Below are 24877 nucleotides of genomic sequence, written 5' to 3'. Positions count from 1 at the left end.
GAAGAGTAAAACAGAAGCTTGTCAGTTTTGTTTGAAAGTGTTAAAATTTTTGTTACTTAAAAAGCTGAGCAACAAAAATTTATCATAATGTCTAACAAAACCATTAGTATGTAGTAAAACTACGACAAGTAATCCGTCTTTACAATCAGGGCAAAGGTACCAAAGCTATTGCCGGTATATTGTTTATCTCACGCAACACCATCAAGAAGTACCTGCACATTTTCCTTAGTTCAGGTCTTAGTTACAAAGCATTCTCCGCAATGAGCGACCTGGAGTTATCCCAAACATTTTTGGTGGCTGCCCATCCTGAGAAAAGTCAGCGCCAAGTGGATTTGGAAGCTATGCTTCCGGGTATATGCAGGGAACTCAAGCGTAAGGGAGTTACTAAAGAGATGCTTTACAGGCAGTATATAGAGAAGTACCCTGAGGGTTACGGCATCTCCCGTTTCTGCATATAGAACATAAAGCCGGCGACAAAATGTATATCGACTTTACAGGTCAAAAATTACATTTGGATAATGGAGATGGGAGCAAGACAGAGGTAGAAGTCTTTGTTGCTATACTAGGATGCAGTCAACTCACTTATGTGGGAGCAGTCGCCAGCCAGAAGAAAGAAGACTTGATACGGGCTTGTGAGAACGCGCTGATCTATTTTGAGGGCGTACCTTTGGTGGTTGTGCCCGATAACCTGAGAGCTGCTGTAACTAAAGGCAGTAAGTACGAAGCAGTATTGAACGAGTCCTTCGCCTGTTTTGCCGAGCATTACTCGATGACTGTTCTGCCGACAAGGGCCTACAAACCACGGGACAAGTCCTTGGTAGAAGGGGCTGTTAAGCTGGTCTATAAAACAATCTTTACTAAACTGGACAAACGCATCTTTTATGATCTTTCTTCATTGAATGCGGCTGTCAGGGTAGCCTTGGAGATACATAACAACACACCTATGTATAAACGGGAGTACAGCCGCCGACAACAGTTCGAAGAGATTGAGCGTGATGTGTTGCAGGACCTGAACCCTATACGTTATGAGTTAAAGGAACAGGCTCAGCTTACCGTCTGGAAGAACGGATATATACGCTTAGGAGTGGATACCCATTATTACAGCGTGCCCTATAAATACATCGAACGGTCAAGGTCTTATATTCTTCGCAGTCAGTGGAAGTTTACTACCGGCATGAACTCATTGCCCAACATGTACGCAACAGGCGTAAATATCAATATACGACCAACACTGAACATCTTGCCTCCCAGCACCAGTTTCTGACCGAGTGGTCTGCCGAGAAGTTCATCTCCCAGGCCATGGATATACATGAGGATGTCGCTGAGTATATAGCCAAAGTACTACAGGAAAAAACATACCCTGAGCAGGCATATAAGTCTTGTTCAGGCATACTAAGTTTCTCGCGGCGGGTAGGCAACGAACGCCTGATAGATGCCTGCCGCTGTGCCCAATCCTTCGGGCAATACGGTTACAGAGTAATAGAAGAGATACTGAACAAGCGCTTGGACAGGTTAAAGCTTGAGGATGAAGCTGCACGCATACCCAACCATAAAAATATCAGAGGTAAAGATTATTATCAGTAAACATTTAAACCAAAAATAAATTATGAACAATCAAACATTGGACAAGTTACGCCAGATGCGCTTATTTGGCATGTATGAAGCTTTTAAGACCAATCTGGAAGGCTCCATTAAAGAGACATTAACACCCGACCAGTTCATCTCCATGCTGGTAAACAGTGAATGGGACGACCGTAAGAACAAGTCTATATCCAGGCTTATTAAACTGGCGAACTTCCGCTACAAGGCATCGCTCGAACAACTGGATTACTCTGTAGAAAGGGGACTCGATAAGAATGAAGTACACAGGCTGGCCTCTTTGGATTTTATAAAGGAACACAAGGATCTGTTTATTACAGGCAGTACAGGAACAGGCAAAAGCTATCTGGCATCAGCATTGGGCTTTCATGCCTGTCAGATGGGATACAGAGTACTATATGCTTCAACAGCCAAGTTGATGGGACAGCTTAAACTGGCAAAAGCCAAAGGTACTAACCTGACAGAACTCAAAAGAATAGAGAGAACAGACCTGCTTATTTTGGATGATTTTGGCTTACAACCTTTTGACTCCCAGGCAAGAGTTACCCTGCTGGATATTATAGAAGACAGGCATGGTAAAAGGTCTACTCTGATTACATCTCAGATACCAGTCAAGGAATGGTATGATATTATCGGGGAGAAAACTATTGCTGATGCTGTTCTGGACAGGATAGTACATCAATCACTGAGGGTAGAGTTACATGGAGAGTCGCTCAGACGTAAAAAATCTAATCAGGAATGTTTATATTTGTGAAATTTAATTAGTGAAAACCGACAAAAATGATGGCTTTTTACAAACAAAATATGACTGCTTTTTTTACTCCTAAACAAAAACTTTCCAAGGGGTCAATTTAGATTGGCGGATGGGGGTCTCTTTTACTGTTATTTCCAATGAACAACAAAACGTTAATAGATGGAGAGTATATTTTCCTTGGAAATATGAATAAAAAGGATGACTACGGATTGTTTTCTTCTTTTGTATTCTTAAATGATGATAAGAATAAGATCTTTTTTACTGCTGAAAATCCAGATGAGTTGGTCAAATACGGAAAGTATGAGATGCGTGTTCGGGATAAGATACTGGTTGAAACGGGATTTGTTACCAAAGCCAAAGTCAAATGGCGGGGCAGTTTAATTATCAATATCCGTACTTGTGGAAAGAAAATAAAACGGACATTCAGTATAAGGAATCATGTATCAATCCAAGATTGCCGAAAACTCCGAAAGTAGAACAAAAAATAAAACCATCTGTTGCTTGAAAGAAAGATAGAAGGATGAAAAGGTAGTAAAAATATTTAATTGAACCTCAGAAACATACCGATATGGAATCTATTTACATTATAATGAGTCCCATGGAGAATAATTACTGAAGTATAGAGACTTTTATCATCATCTTGTAGTTGCCGACTGCATTATTGGTTTATATGCCATGGGCAACAGTACGCGCCAGATCAGTGACTGGATGGAGGAGAATCTGGGTAATCGCGTCTCAGCTGAGACTATCAGTGCTATCACTGATCAGGTTCTACCTGAGATCTAGGCCTGGCGTAGCCGTCCCCTGAATAATGTCTATGCCATTGTCTGGATGGATGCCATCCATTACAAAGTTATGGATGATAAGAACCGGCCGGTAACCAGGGCTATCTACAATAGGTATAAACAAAGAGGGATATAAAGATCTGTTAGGCATGTATATTGCTAAAAGTGAGGGAGCCAACTTCTAGCTGTTCTGTTTATCCGATCTACAAAGCCGGGGAGTGGAAGATATCCTGATTGCCTGTACAGACAATCTGACAGGCTTCGCCGATGCCATCAAAAGTATTTTCCCTGATACTACAGTCCAGACCTGCATTGTCTATCAAATACGGAACTCTATTAAATATGTAGCCAGTAAAAACCAGAAAGAGTTTATGCGTGATCTTAAGCTAGTTTACCGTGCTGTCAGCAAAGAACAGGCGGAAGTCGAACTGGACAATCTGGAACTTAAATGGGGTGAGGATTACCCCATCATTATAAAATCATGACGTAATAACTGGGACCGGCTCTCGGCTTACTTCCAATACCCTGATGGGATCAGACGGATGATATACACTACCAATACAGTCGAGGGATATCAGGAAGGTTACTAAAAATAAAGGTGTTTTCATCAATGATACCGCTTTGGAAAAGCTCATTTTCCTGGCTTACCGTAATATCAAAAAGAAGTGGACGATGCCACTCTGGGAATGGAGTAAAACGGCTCAACAACTGGCTATTATATATCCAGACAGATTTAAATTACTTGATTAATAACAATATCTCTAATAATTTATTAGTTTTGTAAAACCAACAAAGCTCTGGATCTACATTACCCATTGTAAAAATGGACATAAAAAGGTCCTAAGTTATTGAGAAGAAAAATTCGCTGACACAGTTAAATTTACACGCCGCTTGTAGTTCTATTTTCTTTTTCAAGAGAATAACGGATTCAAATCTTTCTAAAAACACCAGATAATAATATCTTTGTTTCCCCTTTTTCTTAATTATCACTAAACATATCAAATATTTAACTTGAAGCCGAATCTCTTTTAGAATGCGGATGCAAACGTAGTGATTTTATTTAAACCTTCAAATTGCTCATGGAAGATTTTTTAATTCTTTTTTCAATAGCTGAAAAACAAGACAATCGTTTTTAATAAAAAATTATATAAGATAATCGGCTTGTGGTAAAACGCTTTTGTTTATCAAAAAGAATTCCAAAAACAAAGTAATACTTCACACTTTAATTGATAAATAATCTTAAATAATGTAAGTAATATTCTATGCTACTATTTAAACTGCACAAAATATGCTATATCTACCACGTCAAATCGGAGCGTTCAAAAAAGATAAACCTGCCTGTTTCTGTACCTACTAGTAGATCTAATCTGTTAGATATTCCCAAATTCCCCACAGCTGGTGCGCATTCGTGTTGCCCAAAATGAACCGATTCTCCTTTATATTTTATCATCTTAGGGTAAGCAAATACAGGGAATTCTTCTGTTCCGACATTTTTCATAAATAAAACGGACGCCCCTTTATCACCATAATAATATGGCATACCGGCTCCTCTTTTAGGAACAGAACCATGTCGAGGTGTACCAATCAGTAAATCTTTAATTCCGTCACCATCCCAGTCTACTATAAGAAATTTATTTCGTCCTGACCCTCCCCCGTTAGGAAAGTAAGAGCCATCAATATAGCTACCAACCTCTAACCGGAGTTTTCCGCCATCAATTAAATTATAAGTATCCAACTGCCAATAAATATGAAACTGATCTTGAGCATCCTGCGTAATATAAGCCATTCTATCACCCATTTTGGCCACACCGGGACGGGTACGCCAAGTTCCATGCAATTCTAATCCATCTAAATAAATAGGTGCTTCTGTCGCCAAACGGGGTTCTGTTTTTGTTCCAATATTAAGGAACAGCCGATGTTTACCCCTACTGTCATTAGTCAATACATCTAACAGCCCGTCGTTATTCCAATCAACAACTGCCGGTGAAGCATATCCCCAACGTGATTCGTACGGTCCTTGTATATCGTCATTATAACCGGGTTGTATATGTATCGGTTTATCTCCGGCATATAACTTTTCGGGTACGCCATAAACCGGATTACTTTTACTTCCCCTGTTTTCATAATAGAGGATATGTCCTGCCGAGTTCCCCACAATCAAATCTAATTTGCCATCATTGTTCCAATCAACTAAATTAGGAACAACTAACGATCCTCCGTATAAATCAGGATTAACGGCTAATAAATCCAAAGCATTGCCATACACCGGGACTTGCTTTTCTGAGATACGAATAAACGGATAAAAGAAAAGCCCACCTTCTCCTCCGACAATCAATCCTATGTGCTTACCTTGCTTGTCCGAAAGAGAAACCGGACGGGCTCCGATAGTAGTATGTCTGATTGCAATATTATTTTCATCGACAGCCAAACGCTTATCTTCCAAAGCAAATATATCTTCGCCGATAGGGTAATATAAAAAATTACCATTGACCGAACCTGTAAGCAATCCCTGTTGATTGTCATTATAACTGATACGAGACACTTTCAGATAATCCCACATGACCTCTTTCATCCCTGTCAAGGTTTTCGTGCTGACCTCCGGTTCAGGCTGAGAAAAGGAGGTAGAGAAACCGTACAGCCCCGTATAAGTAAGGTTACCTACAAATATTCCATCCGGACCGTAAGCCGCGAAGTTCTTTCCTTTTATCCAATGCACAGGACCGTTCGAGGATACCCCATCTCCAACGTCTATTACACCTTCGATTTTATTGCCAACCAATGTTACCTGAATATTTTTCGCTCTACGAGGAAGCTGTTTGAGTATAATATGACGAGCTATATTGAAAGAATTATCTTTTTCATTATATAATGTTTCAAATATGGTATCCCCCTTAAGCCAATAAGCATAGACCTTATTATTATATTCGAATAAAGAGCTGGGTAATAAATCACCCAAACGTAGAGGCATAGAAACTTTTAAAGACTCGCCCAAAACGGGTACGCCATCTTTATACTTTACACAATCATAGCGATAAACTCCCGGATAACGACTGTCGCCTGCCAGAAAAAGAGTAGGCATATCTTTATCTTTTAGATAAACAGTTCCTATCGGAATTGCATGTATGCCCGGAGGAGAAAAAACACCAATATCATCGAAGGTTATGCTCTTCAAAGGCAATCCGCTTCTAGGCGATTTGTCTTGTGCATAGAAATTAAGACAGACTGTAAATAAAAGAAGAAAACTATATTGTATTCTGAGTTTCATATTCATAATTATTTTACATTGTTAACCTCTCCCAATTTATAAAATCAATAAATTCTAGATTATTTTTTTTCCTATCTTCTTATATCTATTGTATAAATCGGAGTATTTGTCATGATTCTCTCTATTCGGGTAATATTCTCTAACATACCCTTTCCCCATAGCTTTTTGAGCATCCCGCACATTGCTATATTCCCCGGCAACCACAGCAGCATTCATCGCAGCACCAAGAGCACATGTTTGTTCACTTTTTGCAACCTTAATGGGCATATTCAACACGTCTGCCAGAATTTGCATTACAAACGGAGACTTTTGAGATATACCACCTATGGCGATTACTTCTTTTATTTCAATTTCGTTTTCTATAAAACGTTCGATAATAGCTTTAGAACCAAAAGCCGTAGCTTCGACCAGCGCTCTGAATATCATAGGAGCCGAAGTTCCTAATGTAAGTCCCGTTAAAGTACCTTTCAGCGATTGATTTGCATCGGGTGTTCTGCGTCCGTTGAGCCAGTCTGTAGCAATTACAGAACTATCTTCAATACTAATCTTCTCAGCCTCGACAGTTAATTCAGATAATATCTGACTTTGGAGTTCGCTTATTAATTTCTCTTTAATATCATCGCTGAGCAAATCAGACTTAGGAATAAGCTTCTTTATCGGCCAAGCCAATAAATCTTTGTACCATGCATACAAGTCTCCGAAAGCCGACTGTCCGGCCTCTAAACCTATTGCCCCGGAAATAACTGATCCATCGACCTGTCCGCATATACCGGATATAAGCTTCCCGTCTATCTGCTCGTATGGAACAGCCATTATATCGCACGTGGATGTTCCTATAACTTTAACAAAAGAACCGGTCTTTATTTCAGCACCCACAGCGCCAACATGACAGTCAATGGCTGCGACTCCTACTGCAACATTGGTGGTTAATCCCAATCGGTTTGCCCATTCCTCTGTCAGATAGCCAACCAAAGTATCGCTTGTAAATGTTTCTGTATATAAATGATCTCTGAATCCTTTCAACAGAGGGGAAAGAGTTGTAAGAAATTCGTCGTCGGGCAGTCCCCCCCACGATTCGTGCCACATTGCTTTATGCCCCGCGGCACAACGGCTTCTTATCACTTTCTCCGGTAGTGTATTACCTGTGATCAGAGCGGGTATCCAATCTATGTGTTCTACCCATGAATAAGCTTTATCCGATAAACGGCTGTCGTTTCGTAATACATGCAACACTTTTGCCCATACCCATTCGGAAGAATAGATACCCCCTTCGTATTTGGTATAGTCTGTATGCCATTTTTTTGCAAGAGTATTTATTTCCCCAGCCTCTTTTATAGAAGTATGATCTTTCCAAAGAATAAACATTGCATTCGGATTATCCTTGTATTCTTCCAACAGAGCCAGCGGTGTCCCGTTAATGTCTGTCAAAGCGGGGGTACAACAGGTCATATCAAATGATATTCCTGTTATTCTGTTCTTTATATCATCAGATAATACCGATAAAGCTTCTTTTATTACAGCTTCAAGAGTTTCTATATAGTCTAGCGGATGTTGCCGGTATTGATTTTTTAGAGGGTCGCAATATTTTCCTTCTTTCCATCTAGGATAATAGGATATTGCAGCAGATACCTCCTCGCCAGTTTTCACGTCTGCTATAATTGCTCGGCACGAGTCTGTACCGTAGTCAACTCCAATTACATATTTTGACTGAGAATTCATTCGTTTACAGTTTTAATTAGTCAACATATTTTCTGTCATGTCCACGGTTTTAGGACGCAATACCGTCAGTTGCAATACAATGGCAATACCGACAGCAGCAATCATTGCAATAAATACTGTATTCATATATCCTGCATCGAGAGCTTTCCCCAATTCATTGGTAATAACCGCACCGGCAGATATTCCCGCCAGATTCATTATTCCGTAACCGGTAGCCCGGTAACGTGACGGTACAAATTGGCAGAGAATAGGCATATTGTTTACATCGAATATACCAAAGCCCAATCCGAATAATACAGCACCTGCCACTATCGGAATCAATCCATGTACATATCCTATAAGGAACAAAGCCGGAATAGTTAAAGTTAAACCTATCACCCCTGTATAAATTCGTCCTTTCAGAACTTTAAGTACCCATTTATCGGACAACCACCCGCCGAACAATACACCGACCAGAGAAGACAAAGCCATAGTCATGGTAGATAAAGGGCCTGCCTGCGCCATGTCCATACCGAGAGAGTCACTAAAGAGAGTCGGTAACCAGTTCTTCGTTGCCCACCCTGGTAGACTAGGTGCTGAAAAATAGAACAAAATTACCCAGAACGCAATATTACTGAAAAGAATAGACAGCCCCTTCGCTGCCATTTTCAATTCATTGGCAAGGGATGTCTTTTTAGTTGTATCTATATTATATGTCTTTTTCTCACGAAGAAACGCGATAAGAATAATACTATACAACATCCCTATTACACCGAACATGTGAAAAGTAGATTGCCATGATGTAAATCCGGCAAGAGTAGCGCCAAATCCACCTAAAGCCTGCCCCAGATAAATACCCGAGGTATGGAATCCTATTGCCAGTGAGCGGGTCTTACCTTGATGATAATCTGCTATTAGAGACAATCCAGCCGGCACATAAAAAGCTTCGCTGATACCCATTATCGCTCTCAGTATATACAACTGATCCATATTCTGAGCATAACCCATTGTGAGCGTAACCCCCGACCAAACAAACAGACTTATAACAATCAGCCACTTACGATTCAGCCTATCCGCAATCATTCCGGAAAGTGGACTCATAAAAGCATATATCCACAAGAAGATAGCCATGAGACGTCCGAAGTTAGTAGCTGAAATCAGATCGGAGATGTCTTCCATCATGAACGGACGCATTGTTGACAACATTTGCCTGTCGAGATAATTAAGTAAAGCAACAAGCCAAAGCATGGCTACTACTAACCATGGATAAGATTTTTTACTTTGTAACATATTTGTTTACTTAATTTCTTTGAATGGAATTTTTACGACTACCTTTCTTACATGTTCATTGCTATCGGCTTTCATACATGGCATATGAGGCTGATGAGGAAATAGAACAATAAAATTGCTACCATCCAGTAAGTGCTCGGTATACTCATCTTTATTGAAAAATTCAATATCCTTATCCGGACTATATTCCGTAACAATTTTCTTTACACTGTCTAATGACGATATACGGATATATTCTTTTCCTTTTGCCAGATATTGAATATCTATGAATTTCCGATGAGCCTCGAAGTGAGAGGAGTCTTTGGTTGTATATTCTTCAATATTCACATAAGTTCCATCGTCCGCCAAATCGTATCGTCCGAGTTCTTTTTCATTAAAACCGCCTTTTTCAAGAAAATCAAGAGCCGCTTTCCATGATTTCGGATTTATAATATTTTGTTCTACGAAAAACCTTTTATCAATACTGCTATCTGGTTTTATACCTATATTATTCCATTCCGACTGTTCAAGCCAAACTTCAACTTCCTTGTCAGTCCAATCTTTTACATTTTTTTCGTTACACGACGATACTAAAAAAGCTGTCATAAGTGTTATAAATATTATTCTCATATATTAAATTTAAGGAGCATGAAGTATAAAACAATTTTATTTCAAACAGAGGTTATCCAAAAAATATTTTCACCTAATATTGATATTACCTGATTTTACTTCTCAGACAACCTCTGTAAAATATTACTTATAAATAGGTCCATAATTGGCGCAAGCTCTATAATCGGATCCCTCCGAATCTGATCCAAAAGCGCTCCACGAACTAGGACGGAAGATTTTATCTTCTTCTACATTATGCATATTCACCGGTATACGTAATGTTGCAGCCAGTGCGATCAAGTCTGCCCCAATATGCCCGAAACTGATTGCCCCGTGATTGGCACCCCAGTAATTCATCACAGAGTACACATCTCTGAAATAACCCTGCCCTGTTACTTTCGGAACAAAAAATGTAGACGGCCATGTTTTATCAGTACGTTGATCAATTATATCAAATACTTTCTCAGGGAAAGTTGCTGTCCAGCCTTCAGCTATCTGAAGAACGAGTCCTTGCCCTTTAATGAAGTTCAGACGGCACATTGTAACAGGCATTCCTTCTTTAGTTAGGAATTTGGAAGAATATCCGCCTCCACGGAAATATTCACGCGAAGAAGGTCCCCATTGTGTAGCTTTCAGCATTTTGGTTACTTCCTGTTCCTGTATTTCCCAATATGGTTTCATCGCAGGTTTTCCGTCCTTATCCTGTTGTCCTGTCCCATCAAGGGTGCACGAACCGGAATTGATAAGATGGATAGCACCGCCTTTCAGTATTCCTTCCGGCTTCCATCCTGTAACCCGTTCGATAGATTCAGGACTCCAGTAAGTACGAACATCAGCAAACAGTTGAGCTGTATTGGTAAGATATTTACCCAACAACATTGACATACCGTTCAGATGATCGTTTTCGGTAGCAAAAGCAAATGGCTCGCGGATTCCATTCCAGTCAAAAGACGAATTAAGTATTGCTTCCGAGAAATCCCCATTCGGCATAAAATCTGTCCATTGGCGTTGACCTTGAAATCCTCCGCAAATCGCATTATGGCCCATCGCTTCTTCCCCCCAACCAGTTTTTGCTAGCTTTTCGTTTCCGATCATTAAATCGCGGAAAATAAGAGTCATCTTCACTACAAATTCCCAATCTTTATCTTTCTGCTCGCGTGTACTCACCAAATGTTTCGGATTGTGATCCGGTAATTCGTTAGGTACACAATTTTGTTTTGTCCAAGCCAAAGCTTTTTCATACTCGTCTTTATCATAGATTTCCTGCTGTACACGGCGCAATATCTCCGAGCAGTCTACATATTCGGTACGCATACCGAAATATTCTTGAAGCATATCAGCATTGACCATTGATCCGGCAATACCCATCGACACCGTACCAATAGCCAGATACGATTTACCTCGCATTAGAGCAACGGCCAGACCGACTTTAGCGAAGCGAAGCAGTTTTTCCTGTACATCGGGTGGAATATTGGTATCACCGATATCCTGTATTTCGCGACCATAGATACCAAATGCAGGCAGACCTTTCTGGTTATGAGCAGCTAAAGCGGCAGCCAAATAGACCGCTCCGGGACGTTGCGTCCCATTGAAGCCCCAAATGGCCTTTGGTATTGATGGATTCATATCTATGGTTTCGGATCCATAGCACCAACATGGTGTAACAGATAGTGATAATCCGACATTCTCCCTTCCAAATTTTTCGGCACAATCGGCAGCCTCTTTGACACCTCCGATACAAGAGTCAGAGATAACACATTGCACGGAAGAACCATCCGGATATTTCAAATTGTCACTATAAAACCGAGCTACATTCTTAGCCATATTCATTGTCGTTTCTTCTAACGACTCGCGGATACCTTTCCGGCGACCATCTATGATCGGACGAATACCGATCTTAGGATAAGTAGTTTTATTCATAATTATCATTTATTTTTTCATTTTATAGTTCAATTTAGATAAGGTTGGAGAAGATACCACTTTCTTCCCATCTACGTATAACATCAGACCTTTTCCTTTGTTATATTTCTTTCCCGATTTGTCATACAAGACAGTCAACTGTCTTCCCTTGTATGAGACTCTGTCGAGACAAAAATACTCCCATGTATTATCCGGTAGCAAAGGATTTATTACCACGCTGTTATCTTCTTGTGGGCGAACACCTACGAGTCCACTTATTATCAGGTCGCAGAAAGAAGAATGGTTGTAATCTTTACCCCGTTCTTTCGGATTTTCTCTTGGTACATTCTCTTTATCTTTCATTATTTCCCGAACAATCCAGTCTCCGGTGTAAGGATCAATATTTTCATCAATCCAACGAACTTGTGTCCCATTCTCTTTTTTCAAAGTATGGCTGTGAGCATATACTTTCAGTAGATCAAGGTAATCTTTTTGTGATATATATGCCTGTCGTTGGCTATTGAGTAAATTAGCTAATCCTACCAGAGTTATGGATGTAGATAAAGGCCACGAAGGACCATCCCATAAACAAGGATGACTTTTGTATGTAATCCTGAATTTAGGATGACATTGTTCTGCTGTGGTAGGACCGTATGGTGCATAAAAATGGTTGGACGACATTAGAAATGACCATGCTTTCGCATATTTTTCGCCAACCAGATTGAAATACCAAGGTGTATACCCATGCAATTCGCGTGCAGAACATAATGTATCTGACTTCAATGGTAGCACCTTCAAAAACGAAGAATCTTTATCCCACAATCTGTCGAACATCTTTTTCACTATTTGTTCCGAACGGTAAGCATAATCCAAACCTCTCGTATCATTTAACATTTTCGCTATCTTGGATATAGCTAAAGCATCGGCTGCCATGTATGAATTTATAGTAGCACGAAAGCCATGTCCTCCGATAGAGTGTTCCATACCATCTCTGACATCGTATTGCCAAAATAGCCCTTCCTTATCCGAATAACGATCTTTTTCCCATTCCGAAAAATTAGAAATCAAATCGGGAAAAAGAGTTTTCACTATTTCATCATTACCCGTTACCAAATAATAATTATACAAAGCGTCGGCTAAAGGAAAACTATATGAGCGCGGACTTCCTCCATTAAACCAATAATGGGCATAATCATCCAAATATTGCTTGTCGCGAAGCCAGCGACCTTCATAAAAATGTAATGCCCCAGAACAGGCAATTCCATTATATTTTCCAGCCCAACGCACATCCGGTAAAAATTCGGTAATAATAAACCCTCCAGGCGTCTTCTTTATATTTTTTCGGTAAGTCCACCATCGGAAATAGTATACTTCTTCCAATTCCGTATCAGGACATTCAAAAAACGGAATATTCGATTTTAGAAAAGAAGAAGCTTCGGTATTAGGAATATATTGTACATATAGTTCCTCATCGTATTTATTAAATTTTTCCACATAATGATCTACTATTTCAGAATTAATGATACCGCCAACTTCTTCTCCATACATAAAAGAAGAAACCAGACCAGCGCAGAATAATAAAAAGGCTGTTTTTATATGTTTCAAAGAATTTAAAATCATAAGATTTTAGAATATTAATTTAAAAATTTATTTCGTCCAATGCCTGTTTTATTCTTATCACGTATTCTCCTTCAAATTTTTGAAATGGAACTGCCGGCAGATCACTACAAATACCTTTAATACCCAATGCACATTTAAGCCCTTTCAGGTAGCTTGAACCATACAAGCCTTGCGTATAAATAGTAGAACTTATTTGCATAACTATCTTTTGCAAGCGGCTTACCTCGTCCAGATTTCCTTCGTGAGCAGCATTATAGAGCTCTACGTATAACCTAGGGAATAAATTAGCTCCTCCGTTTACCCCTCCGCTTGCGCCCAATAGTACAGCTTCGGCTGTCATTTCTTCGGGGCCTACAAAAATCGAAAAGTCATCATGGTCTCGCATCTCATAAATCACCGATTGTAAATATGTTCCATTTGCCGAACTGTCTTTAAATCCTACTACTTTCGGGTTTTGTGCAATTTGCCTTATTGTGGAAGGAGAAAAATTCATCTTTGTATGTACAGGCATATTATACAAGAAAAGAGGTAATGGAGATTGTCTCACCAATTCCCCATAAAATTCGGCCAACTCTGGTTGTCCCGTTGCAAAATAATAAGGTGGAGCTGAAACTACGGCATCGGCATGATATTGTTTTGCATATTCAGCCAATTTTATACTATCAGCCAATGATGTATCTGAAATACCAACCATTAAAGGCAATCTGTTCTTTAGAATACACGCAGTCTTTTTTATCATTTCCACGCGCATTTCAAAGCTCAGACTTTGAGCCTCTCCTGTTGTTCCCAATATAAAAAGGCCATGAACTCCACCTTCGATTACGTGCTCGATCAATTTTTCCAATCCGTCAATATCTAATCGATCGTTCGATAGTAGCGGCGTCACCAGAGGTGGTACAATTCCATAAAAAGTAGTCATACTGTTTCTATTTTATTAAAATATTCTTGTTTCGAACAATGCTGAAAAAACTATCCCGGAAGTTTTATTGCAGATTATACCTGCGAAAAACCGACACATAAGGATACTTCCGGGACAATCTTTTACATTTTCATTTTTTTGAAAAAATAAAGAATGTAAGCGAACGCTCTTCATTCAATTGATAACGGGTCGGTTTATCCAGTTTAACTGGTAAAACAAAAGGGCCTGTATGAGAATCGGAAAAAAGCTTGTTTTTGTTTAATTTAATAAATACATGATTTTCCCTTTGCCCATCAGAAAGCGAAATATTATCCGGTAATTCATAATAATCACTCGGTAATAACTTGGCGTTTTTGAATGCTTTATGAGTATCGTCTCCCGCATCAGCCAGCTTAATAGCACTGGCCAACGTGTCGGATGCAATAACCAGATTAGCGGTAACAGCCTCGATAGGAGCTAAACCCGACCTGTACATGCCTACTACGATAGAAGTATCAGACTGTTGAGACGTATGCACTCCAATAGATAGATTGGCTGTTTGCCCGCCATCTCCCAGTACCGATTGAGGCATGTATAATAAGGAGATCCCCCACTCTTCATCTTTTGCGTTGTCTTCACAAGAAACTAACAGAAGAGACACGCAAAAAAGACTTAATATACAATATTTTACAGTTTTCATATTTTCTTTTTTATAAAATAAAACTCTTGTTTTTACCACCCGGGATTCTGTGTTAATATATCCGGATATTTGTTTATTTCAGATTGAGGAATCGGATATAAATACATTTTTGATTCATCAAAAACACGATCTTCAACTTTCACTTTCTGATAAGAGAATGTACCAGCCGATGCATCTTTTGTTATGCGTGTTCCATAAATAGGTTCACCTAACACTGATCCTTTTTTCCATCTTTTCAAATCCCAATAGCGATGATCTTCGAATGCTAATTCTACTTGACGCTCTTTTTCAATAGCCTCTTTCATTTGAGAATAATCTGTCGCTGTTACAGAAGGCATATTTACACCCGTTCTGCTACGAACCTGATTGATAGCTTCTCGTGCCGATTTTGTATAACCAGCCGGTTTAGTGTCTGGTCCATAAGCCTCATTCATTGCTTCGGCATAATTCAGTAATATTTCTCCATATCTGAATACGATCCATGATTTCATAGAAGTACCTTCAGGTGAACCTTGCAACTGTAAATTAGCAGAAAGGAACTTTTTAAGATAATACCCTGTTCGTGAAGCATTCTTCTGATCTATGCCGTCAATACCTCCCAAATAGGTTTGTATTGTACGTCCATTCCAAGTCGAATTATTAACAACGATGCTCATTTGCATACGGGGATCGACTTTGTCGTATGGAGCACTTGCACTCCATCCACTAAGTTTTTCATATGCTTCGACCAAATTGTCGGTAGGGGTTACACCAGACCTACCACCGGGAGTACCAATAGGATAACAACTTTTTTCGAGTGCATTAGAATTGAAATGGCGAACATAAAATATTACTTCGTTCGAATTGTACGATTGAGGAGCCTGAAACAATGTCTGATAATTACTATATAGCCCGTATTTATTCATATCTATCAATTCTTTAGCGGCAGACGCAGCTTTTTTCCATTTCTCGATATCATTAGATGGGTTATAATACTTGCTCGCCGCATAAAGAAGCACCTTGCTCTTGAGTGCCAATACAACACCCTTGGTAATACGTCCGTGTTCATTTGGTTTTCCGTCAGCGACCCAATCTACAGTCACTTTATCTTTCACGGCATCACATTCTTCGACAATGTAGTTTACACAAGTCTCAAAATCGGATCGAGGTACTTTCAAATCATCATCAAAAGCCAAAGAATGCTTAACTAGAGATACACCTCCATATCGTTTTACCAGTTCGAAATAGTAAAACGCTTTCAGAAAACGTACTTCCTGACGGAAAAACTCAATGTCTTCACATTGTTTTTTATAATTTTCTCTTCCGGAAGAACTTATAGTATCTGTGGCCAGTATTTGTTTATAACTTTCGCTGTTCTCCAAAAACAGACAACAATGCCTGACTCCCTCATAAAAAGTAGCATACAAATCATCAGGATTATCATCTTTCCCCCACGACCCGAGGTTGAATATCTGCACTGTCGAAGAATAATTTGTTTCTTCGGCTTCGTCAGTCATGCATGCTTTGAGTGTACCGTCAAATTTATAAAATCCCGATATTTCGTAAGCATAACCGTAAGCCCCCATTGCTACAGACTTCATTCTGTCGTAATTAACATATATCTGTTCGGGTTTAAGGTTTGTATCAACATTGTTGTCGAGCATATCTTCGCATCCTGTGAAAGCGGCAAGGAATAAGCTTAATGCAACATATTTTAATATTTTTTTCATATTATCAATCATTTAAAATTGTAGATTAATACCCATATTATATGACTTTGAGAGCGGATATCCGGTCATTACCTGAGGATCGTAATCTTCCAGAGGTGTGAAAGTCAATAAATTTGTTCCACTTACATATACACGTACGCCACTTAATTGAAGCTTATCTGTTATAGATTTAGGTAAAGAGTACCCAAGTTCTATATTCCTCAATCGTAGAAAGCTTGCATTTTTCATCCAGAAAGATGAATAACGATAGTTGTTACTATTGTCGGATGTAGACAAACGTGGATATGTTGCGCTGCTACGAGTATCAATACCCTTATCCGGATAATAAGCCCATCTCCCTAAAGATGCTTCGGGAGCTTGTCCATTATTGTAAAAGGCAAAGGCATATTGATCTTTGGTGAGCATTATATTACGTATAGCTTGTCCAAACAAGAATACATTAAAATCGAACCCTTTATAGGCCAAAGTCAAATTAATACCATAGTTTAATTCAGGAAGGCTGGAATGTCCTAAACGCACTATATCATTCTCGTCAATAATACCGTTGTTATCTTGATCTTTATATCGGATGTCGCCCGGCTGAACCTGAGCAAATGTATGTATCGGCGTATTCGAATCATTTATTTCTTCTTCCGACTGGAAAAAGCCTATGGCCTCGAGCCCAAACAAGTCATTTACAGAATGTCCGGTTCTTCTTGAAAAATCATTTTTACGAAAAACCTCAGCCTGATAATCTATTTTGTTTTTAGCATAAGCTATATTACCACCGATACTGAACTCAAAACCATTTATCTTTTCACTATACACCAATTCCAATTCAAAGCCCTTATTCGATACTTCTCCCAGATTTTCGTAAGGAAGTGTCATACCTATCACAGATGGTACCTGAGGAGTTTGTACAACAAGAATACCTTTCCGTTTTTCAGTAAATAAGTCCAGCTTACCGTTCAACTTATTTAACAGACCAAAATCAAAACCTAAATTGTATTTATAGTTTTTCTCATAAGTAATATTAGAATTGCCTAATCTTCCTTCTTTGATACCCGTAACTGAAGACGTACCAGAAGAACCTAACTGATAAGAATACTGAGAATTAACATAATACGTCTGATATCCGAAACGTGTAGAACCTAAGTCGGCCGAACCTAACATCCCGGCAGAAGCTCTCATTTTCAGAAAATCAATCAAGCTGTTGTTTTCTAAGAATTTCTCGTTAGACAGTACCCACGCAAATGAAATGCTAGGGAAGAATCCGAATTTGTGTCCTTTGGGCAAATTTTCGGAACCACTATAAGAAAAACCGAATTCAGAAAAATAACGGTTATTGTAACCATAACCTACTCGACCAAAAGAGCCTGCATTCAGATAAGCGACATTGTTCCCGTCAACATAGTAACGGCTATACATTGCACCCAACATGCCATAAAGACTATGAATATCGTTTAATTTCGTCTCATATTCGGCTGCTCCCTGAAACGACTGGCGAGTCCACTGTGAACGAGTACTTTGATTGATAGAAAATTCACTTTTTGTTCCTACAACCAAAATAGGATTACCTACCACTCCATTATTTTTAGTTACAGACCATCTCTGATAATCGCGCGATATATCATAATTGCTAAGTGACCAGCTGGTAAATGAAACTCCTTCCGAGAATTTCAGTCCGGGTAAGACACTTCCCAAATCCTGTTTGAATACGACATCGGCTTGAATCGTCCGTTCATTCGTGCTCTTTTTGCCTGTCATAGACAAAGTACCTAATGGATTGTTAGTATATACAGATGATGCAGCCCAAGATCCGTCTTCATTCTTTATTGGAAAAGCATTTGCCGGAGTAGTAGCCAAAGTACTCCAGAAATTACTGGAATTGGGATAGGTACGAGATAATATTACAGCTCCGATATTTGCATTAAGCGAAAATATACTATTTATTTTCACATCTACATTGGCTCTTGCGTTATACTTGTCTGTTTTGCCCAAATTGCGTAACTGATCGAAGCTCTTGTCCGGATTACTTATATAAAACTTTTGAGAATTAATATAACCCAGAGCCAGATAGTATTTTACATTATCATTTCCGCCTCTGAACGATAGATTGGTGTCTGCATACGGGGCACTTTCTTTTAATGTTTCTTTATACCAATCCACATTAGGATAATAATACGGATCAGATCCGTCTTTGTAGGCTTGAAGCTCGGCATCTGTATATTTAGGAGACCACACACCGTTATTATCGTTGCTCAGGGCTTCATTGTACAGAGATGCATATGTATAAGCATCAACAAATTTAGGCAATGTTATGGGCGAAGTTATTCCTCCGCGAAGATTGAGTCTGATATCTATCTTATCACTTTTTACGCCTCTTTTTGTCTTTACCAGCATAACCCCGTTAGCTCCTCTGATACCATATATTGCCAATGCGGCGGCATCTTTTAATATCGTCACTGATTCAATCTCTTCCGGCAACAATTGGTTATAATCTCCTTCGAACCCATCGACCAAGACTAAAACATTGCTGCTATTATAAGTACTTGTACCTCTTATATAAAGATCGGGGGCGTCAGAGCCGGGTTCGCCGGAAGACTGCATAACTGTCAATCCCGCAACTTTTCCGGCTAAGTTATTACCCAATGTTTGAGTCGGTATGCTTGTCAGTTCTTTATCTGTTGTAGACGAAACAGCACCTGTATAAGATCTGAATGGTACCGTTTCGAATGCCAATTGCACATTTTCGTTGTATGCTACGGGTTGTAACATAACCTCAATGGTCTTTTTCTTACCAACGATCACTGTTTGACTTTTATAGCCGGCATGCTCTACTGTTATAGATTTGTAGTTGGCATTGTCAAGATTGAATGCCCCATTCTCTTTTGAAGTTTGAACGACTTTTCCGTTTACAACAATTGACGCATTAGGTAAAGGTTCTCCATTTTTACCCCGTATTGTCCCGCTTATATTTTCTTGAGCCGATATGTTTCCAAACCCCAAAAACAGCAAAAGCAAGAACAACATAACTCTAGTATAACTATTATGTATTGTTATCATATCTTTCATTTTAGATTAAGTTAATATCCCGGATTTTGCAATAGATTACCTTTATCTACTTCACCTTGAGGGAATGGATGGAAATACAACTTATTCATCCAGAGCCTTTCTTCAAACACCTTGGGTGTGTAAGTCGTATAAGCTGTAGGGTTACTTGTATTATTTTGTGCCAGATCGAAGGTAACCATAGGGCCTCCTATAACTCCCGACTGATGAGCGATGCGCCACCTACGGCAATCATATATGCGATGATCTTCTGCAAAAAGCTCTACGAAACGCTCACGATGAACCAATTCCCTGAATTTATCTGTCGTGTTGTAACGCGAATCAGATTTTGCAATTGCAGGCAACCCTCCACGGGTACGTATTGTATTCAATGCATCATAAGCCTCTTGTGGTGGAGCTGAGTTATACTCGTTTAAAGCCTCAACATAATTCAGATAAAACTCTGCAAGTCTGAATACGGGAAACTCCTTATAGCTTTCGCCTTGATAATCATAACAGAATTTTAATAATCCGGCACAACCATGCAATTCGCCCGATTTTGTCCCCGGTAAAGCATTAAAATTCCATGTAAATTGATTTGGACACATCATCGGGCTTTCTCCGAATATCCAAGCAGTAGCCAGCAAACGCGGCTCCATTTCATGCATTTTAGTTTTATATTCACTAAAAGGTTTGGATTCGTTCAGTTGCGGCCAAGTTTGATCTGTCCCATCATTCTTATAAAACTGAGTGAGTCCACTATACAGAATAGCATTTCCCTTGTTAAAATCCATGATATTTTTGGCAGACATGTAATATCTGGTAAATCCATCCGAGCCATTAGACCCGTTTCCTATGGTTTTGTTTGCTAAAATAATCTCGGCATTATCTTCTTTTGATGTAGCAATAGAAAAATCCTCATATGGGTTCCCTGTATCTATCAATGACACTTTCCCTGCGCCTTTAGCCCAATCAAGCAACGCTTTATTGGCATCTATGGCTTTTTTCCATCTTTCTTTATCATAATTCATATATGAGATCAGAAGATTGTTTTGATCACCATAAGAAGCAGGAGGTGCCACAGTATTATTATACAAAGGGCTGGCTGCATATAATAAAGTTCTTGCCTTAATGGCATGTGCTACTCCACGAGTTACGCGTCCGCGCCAAGCTGTGGAATATTGATCGACAGTCAAAGGATTATTTATTGCCTCGTCACACAATTCTACAATGTAGTTTATACAGTCTTCAAACGAAGAACGGGTGATCTGACTCAAATCATCACTTGCCAAAACTGAACGTTTTATTAAAGGAATTCCGCCAAAAGATCGGATAAGTGTATGATAACGCAAAGCTATCAATATCTTGCATTCCATTTTCATTTGTGTCCTTTCATTTTCGGGAATATCCGATACTTTGTCAATATTCTCCAAGAAAATAAAAGCTTTACGAATTCCGGCGTAACAATTACTGTAATTAACTTCCATTAAGCGTGAATTATTGGCTACATATCCGGATATATTTATTTCTGTTGACGATGACCATCCTATCGAATAATCGCACTCATCGGTTATTGCTGCCCTGATAGAACGGTGCATAGGCTCACTGTTTCCATTCAGGGGAAAACCCGAAGGAATTATCAGCCTGTATGTCTCCCATAAAAATGGTTCGGCCTTTACGCGTGCCGAAAATACCGTATCTATATTTACAGCCGAAGAAATCATGGGCATTTCCAAGAAATCGTTGCATGCCGTTTGTATAGTGCCAAGAGCGATAATCAGGGGCAATACTAAATATTTGGTTGTAAATTTTTTCATAATATCAATTTTATTAGAATGTAAGATTTAACCCTAAGTTGAAAACAGCCATCTGAGGATATATAAAACCTCTACCGTTTGCAGTTTCCGGATCATAATTTTTCAAAGGTGTCCAAGTATAAAGATTATTACCATTTGCATATACTCTCAGCGATTTCAGATAAAGCTTTTTCAGCATTGCCTTCGGAAATGTATAGCCGATTTCAATATTTTTCAATCTCAAATAACGGGCATTGTGCAGCCAGAAATCCGAACCCTCCGAATTTGGAGAACTGTTACCCATATTACTCAACCGAGGCATTGTTATCATCTCTCCGTTGTCGAATCGTTCTTGTGTCCACCTGTTTTTATGCTCTTCGAGAGTCATAGCCCAGTCGTTGAAGAAAGCATAGCCGATTTCTCCTGTCTGAAATACCATCAGGTTATCAGCTCCTTGGAGAAGAATAGATAGATCAAAATTTTTCCAAGTCAATCCCATATTAATACCAAAACTGACTTCTGGATATTCGGAATATCCCACAGGTACCACGTCATTTGAATCTATAATACCGTCTCCGTTAATGTCTATATATTTTATATCACCCTGTTGCACCTTATTACCGTAAAAACTATAAAAAGGTCTATTATAAACATCTTCCTTATAATTATATAAACCATCTGATCTATATGCATATTGCTGTCCGATCGGAAATCCGGTTTGCATCAGCCATGGATATTTTTTCATAGCTTCTTCCTTATGTAGTATTTTATTTCTTGAGTAAGAAAAATTTCCACCAAACCAGTATTCAATATTATTCACCTTATCTCGCCATTTTAAATCTATTTCGTATCCATGATTTTTAACCCGTCCTATATTGGCGGCAGGTAAACTAGTTATACCGGTAAATGCTGGAACCGTTTGCCTGTCTATCAGAATATCATCACGATTTTCGGTGAAATAATCTGCGTTAACCGATAGTTTGTTCTTAAATAAATAAAGATCAATACCGTAATTGTATTTCACGGCTCGCTCCCATGTTACTTCCGAGTTTCCCAGTTTGCCCTCCCATGCAGAAGTATATTTTTGTTTGTCCAAACCTGTAGTACCGAACATATACGAACCGGTTCCGTATTCGTAAGCTCCAAGCAGATATAAGAAACGGTTGCTTCCAAGTTTGTCGTTACCAGTCTCTCCATACGAACCTCTGAATTTTATATAATTCACATAATCATTTTTAGGAAAGAACGATTCTTCGGAAAGTATCCATCCAAGCGAAACAGCAGGAAAGAATCCATATCTTTTATTTTCCGGAAAGTTTTCAGATCCATTATATCCCATACTCACTTCTCCGAGATACCTATTGGCATAAGAATATGTTGCGCGCCCTACTATACCTTGCATACCGGCCGGTACACTGTAAATAAGGCTGGGATTATATACTTTACGCTGATTGTACAGGAACAGTCCCCCAACTCTGTGAACCTTATTGAATGTTTGATCATACTCTAATGCTGACTCAAAATATTCGGCTCTGTTCACATCCGTACCGCCACTATAACCGAATGCTCCTTCATTAGCAGTCTGGATAAAACGATTTTCGCCTGTATCAGGATCTTTTAATATACTATAGGTGTCAACAGCTTTAGATCTGGTTTCATACTTTTTATAATAGTGGTCGTAAGCATACATTGCCCTAACAGATAATCCTTTTGTAATCAGGTTACCCAAATCATACTTCATAGAGACATTCATATTGAATGTATTAGTCAGATTTTCAGCATAGCCGCTTCCTCCCAGAATTGAAGCACTGGAGAAACCTCTACCAACAACAGCACTCAAAGGGTCATTAATGTATCCTGTAACCAGTTTTCCATCTACAACACCGGGACTTACCATCGGCGGGTTTTTAAGTAAGTTGAAAAATACATTGTAAGCCGATGTTCCCGGAAAATGTTCTTTACCTATTTGATTACCCAGCTTGATTGAAGCAGAAAGGTCTTTTGTCATCTGGATATCGAAATTAGACCTTAAGTTATATCGTTGGTAATTAGGATTCGGATCGAAACCCAGATTAAGGGATTTCAAATCACTCACATCATATTGACCATCCTGATTTAAATATCCCAAAGACACAAAATACCGGACTAACTTCGTTCCCCCTCTTACGTTAGCATTAATTTGGTGCATAAGCGATATATCTTTAACCAAGTTTTTATACGTTTCCGTATTGGGATAAAGAATAGGGTCAGAACCATCCTTAAACTTCTGCAAGTCAGTCTCGCTAAATATTGATTTACCTCCGGGGTTATCGTTGAGGTAGGCTTCATTCTTCAATACTGCATAGTCGTACGAGTTTAGGAATTTAGGCATTACTGTCGGAGTCTGAACAGATGTATTAATACTTAAACTAACTGTGGGCTTACTTTCTGTTCCTACTTTTGTTGTAAGTATTATAACTCCATTCGCTCCGCGTATACCATAAACGGCTGTCATGGCTGCATCTTTCAGTACATTGACACTTTCTATTTCGTTCATGTCTATACCTTCCATTGATGAACGTTCTACTCCATCAACAATGATGAGCGGGCTACTGTCATTCATTGTACCCATCCCCCTGATTTTTATGGTAGCTTGATCGTATCCGGGTTCTCCTCCGCGTTGGATAAAAGTCACACCAGGTAAACGTCCGGCCAATGCATTGCTGACATTAGCAACCGGGGCTTTGAGAAGTTCCTTTCCCGAAACTGATGCAACTGCCCCTACAACAGTCTCTTTCTTTTGTGTTCCATAGCCGATTACCACAACTTCTTCCAGACTTTGCAAGTCTTCAGCCATGATTATTCTTTCCGGCATTTTATTCGCCGGATATTCTTGCGATTTAAAACCTATATACGTAATAACGAGTATTGATGAAGGTGATGAGGCCAGCAATGTAAATGTCCCATCAAAATCGCTAATTGTTCCATTGGATTTATTGGATTTTTCCACAATAGCAACACCAATTAACGGTTCGCCATTTGCGTCAACAACAGTACTTTTTACTTTTATCGGTTGACTCTGAGCTTCTGCTTGAATTGGGAAAATAATACCACAAATCAATAAGAGGAAGACATATAGCAGACAATGTCTATTCTTTTGTTTTTTACGGAATAATTTCTTTTTTGTCATACTTTTTCTTGTTAAAAAAATGAATAAAACTCCTAAAACTCATCAAAAAATATGAGAGTAAAACACATATAATAAGC

Annotated in this window: 17 protein-coding genes and 2 pseudogenes; 7 read left to right on the top strand and 12 right to left on the bottom strand. The window is 39.1% G+C overall.

The window, feature by feature from the left end; translation table 11 throughout:
• Positions 1–131: 131 nt before the first annotated feature.
• The 7 genes and pseudogenes from HMPREF9455_RS21900 to HMPREF9455_RS07875 all read left to right on the top strand — a co-directional run.
• Positions 132–185: pseudogene (locus HMPREF9455_RS21900) on the top strand (hypothetical protein); the annotation flags it as partial.
• Between the two features lie 75 nt (positions 186–260).
• Entirely contained in the window at positions 261–458 is a 198-nt protein-coding gene (locus tag HMPREF9455_RS21760) for a hypothetical protein (protein WP_006799116.1), read from the top strand.
• 20 nt (positions 459–478) lie between these two features.
• Positions 479–1264 (top strand): DDE-type integrase/transposase/recombinase, encoded by a 786-nt coding sequence (locus HMPREF9455_RS21755; RefSeq protein ID WP_006799115.1) that lies wholly within the window; start codon positions 479–481, stop codon positions 1262–1264.
• A gap of 35 nt (positions 1265–1299) precedes the next feature.
• Entirely contained in the window at positions 1300–1584 is a 285-nt protein-coding gene (locus HMPREF9455_RS21750) for a hypothetical protein (RefSeq protein ID WP_245532171.1), read from the top strand.
• Positions 1585–1606: 22 nt separating this feature from the next.
• Positions 1607–2353, top strand: coding sequence for an IS21-like element helper ATPase IstB (gene istB / locus HMPREF9455_RS07885; protein ID WP_006799114.1), 747 nt, complete (start codon positions 1607–1609; stop codon positions 2351–2353).
• Positions 2354–2490: 137 nt separating this feature from the next.
• Entirely contained in the window at positions 2491–2829 is a 339-nt protein-coding gene (locus tag HMPREF9455_RS07880) for a hypothetical protein (RefSeq protein ID WP_006799113.1), read from the top strand.
• Positions 2830–2998: 169 nt separating this feature from the next.
• Positions 2999–3888: pseudogene (locus HMPREF9455_RS07875) on the top strand (IS256 family transposase); the annotation flags it as partial.
• 547 nt (positions 3889–4435) lie between these two features.
• Here HMPREF9455_RS07875 and HMPREF9455_RS20665 read toward each other — a convergent pair.
• From HMPREF9455_RS20665 to HMPREF9455_RS07815, 12 genes are all read right to left on the bottom strand, one after another.
• Positions 4436–6403: an FG-GAP repeat domain-containing protein gene (locus HMPREF9455_RS20665; protein ID WP_006799111.1), complete on the bottom strand. Its 1968-nt coding sequence runs from the start codon at positions 6401–6403 to the stop codon at positions 4436–4438.
• Between the two features lie 54 nt (positions 6404–6457).
• Positions 6458–8122 carry a ribulokinase gene (locus HMPREF9455_RS07865; RefSeq protein WP_006799110.1) on the bottom strand — a complete coding sequence of 555 codons (1665 nt, stop codon included), beginning with the start codon at positions 8120–8122 and terminating at the stop codon, positions 6458–6460.
• Positions 8123–8134: 12 nt separating this feature from the next.
• Complete coding sequence (locus tag HMPREF9455_RS07860; RefSeq protein WP_006799109.1) at positions 8135–9391, bottom strand: MFS transporter; 1257 nt, start codon at positions 9389–9391, stop codon at positions 8135–8137.
• 6 nt (positions 9392–9397) lie between these two features.
• Positions 9398–10000 carry a NanQ anomerase/TabA/YiaL family protein gene (locus tag HMPREF9455_RS20660; RefSeq protein WP_052303065.1) on the bottom strand — a complete coding sequence of 201 codons (603 nt, stop codon included), beginning with the start codon at positions 9998–10000 and terminating at the stop codon, positions 9398–9400.
• A gap of 123 nt (positions 10001–10123) precedes the next feature.
• Positions 10124–11908, bottom strand: a complete 1785-nt coding sequence (locus HMPREF9455_RS07850) for an L-fucose isomerase (protein WP_006799107.1) — start codon at positions 11906–11908, stop codon at positions 10124–10126.
• Entirely contained in the window at positions 11909–13483 is a 1575-nt protein-coding gene (locus HMPREF9455_RS07845) for an MGH1-like glycoside hydrolase domain-containing protein (RefSeq protein ID WP_245532170.1), read from the bottom strand.
• 34 nt (positions 13484–13517) lie between these two features.
• On the bottom strand, positions 13518–14417 hold the full coding sequence (locus tag HMPREF9455_RS07840) for a dihydrodipicolinate synthase family protein (protein WP_006799105.1): 900 nt from the start codon (positions 14415–14417) through the stop codon (positions 13518–13520).
• Between the two features lie 130 nt (positions 14418–14547).
• Positions 14548–15096 (bottom strand): DUF1735 domain-containing protein, encoded by a 549-nt coding sequence (locus tag HMPREF9455_RS07835; RefSeq protein ID WP_006799104.1) that lies wholly within the window; start codon positions 15094–15096, stop codon positions 14548–14550.
• 32 nt (positions 15097–15128) lie between these two features.
• Positions 15129–16805 carry a RagB/SusD family nutrient uptake outer membrane protein gene (locus HMPREF9455_RS07830; protein WP_006799103.1) on the bottom strand — a complete coding sequence of 559 codons (1677 nt, stop codon included), beginning with the start codon at positions 16803–16805 and terminating at the stop codon, positions 15129–15131.
• Positions 16806–16817: 12 nt separating this feature from the next.
• On the bottom strand, positions 16818–19850 hold the full coding sequence (locus tag HMPREF9455_RS07825) for a SusC/RagA family TonB-linked outer membrane protein (RefSeq protein WP_006799102.1): 3033 nt from the start codon (positions 19848–19850) through the stop codon (positions 16818–16820).
• Between the two features lie 20 nt (positions 19851–19870).
• On the bottom strand, positions 19871–21652 hold the full coding sequence (locus HMPREF9455_RS07820) for a RagB/SusD family nutrient uptake outer membrane protein (RefSeq protein ID WP_006799101.1): 1782 nt from the start codon (positions 21650–21652) through the stop codon (positions 19871–19873).
• A 13-nt stretch (positions 21653–21665) separates the two neighbouring features.
• The gene (locus HMPREF9455_RS07815) at positions 21666–24800 is read right to left on the bottom strand and encodes a SusC/RagA family TonB-linked outer membrane protein (RefSeq protein ID WP_006799100.1); all 3135 of its coding nucleotides are present in this window, start codon (positions 24798–24800) and stop codon (positions 21666–21668) included.
• Positions 24801–24877 lie beyond the last annotated feature (77 nt).

Source organism: Dysgonomonas gadei ATCC BAA-286 (genome assembly GCF_000213555.1).
GTDB classification, from domain to species: Bacteria; Bacteroidota; Bacteroidia; order Bacteroidales; family Dysgonomonadaceae; genus Dysgonomonas; species Dysgonomonas gadei.
Note: the sequence above shows the minus strand (reverse complement) of the source record. Positions and strands in the feature narration are given on the sequence as shown.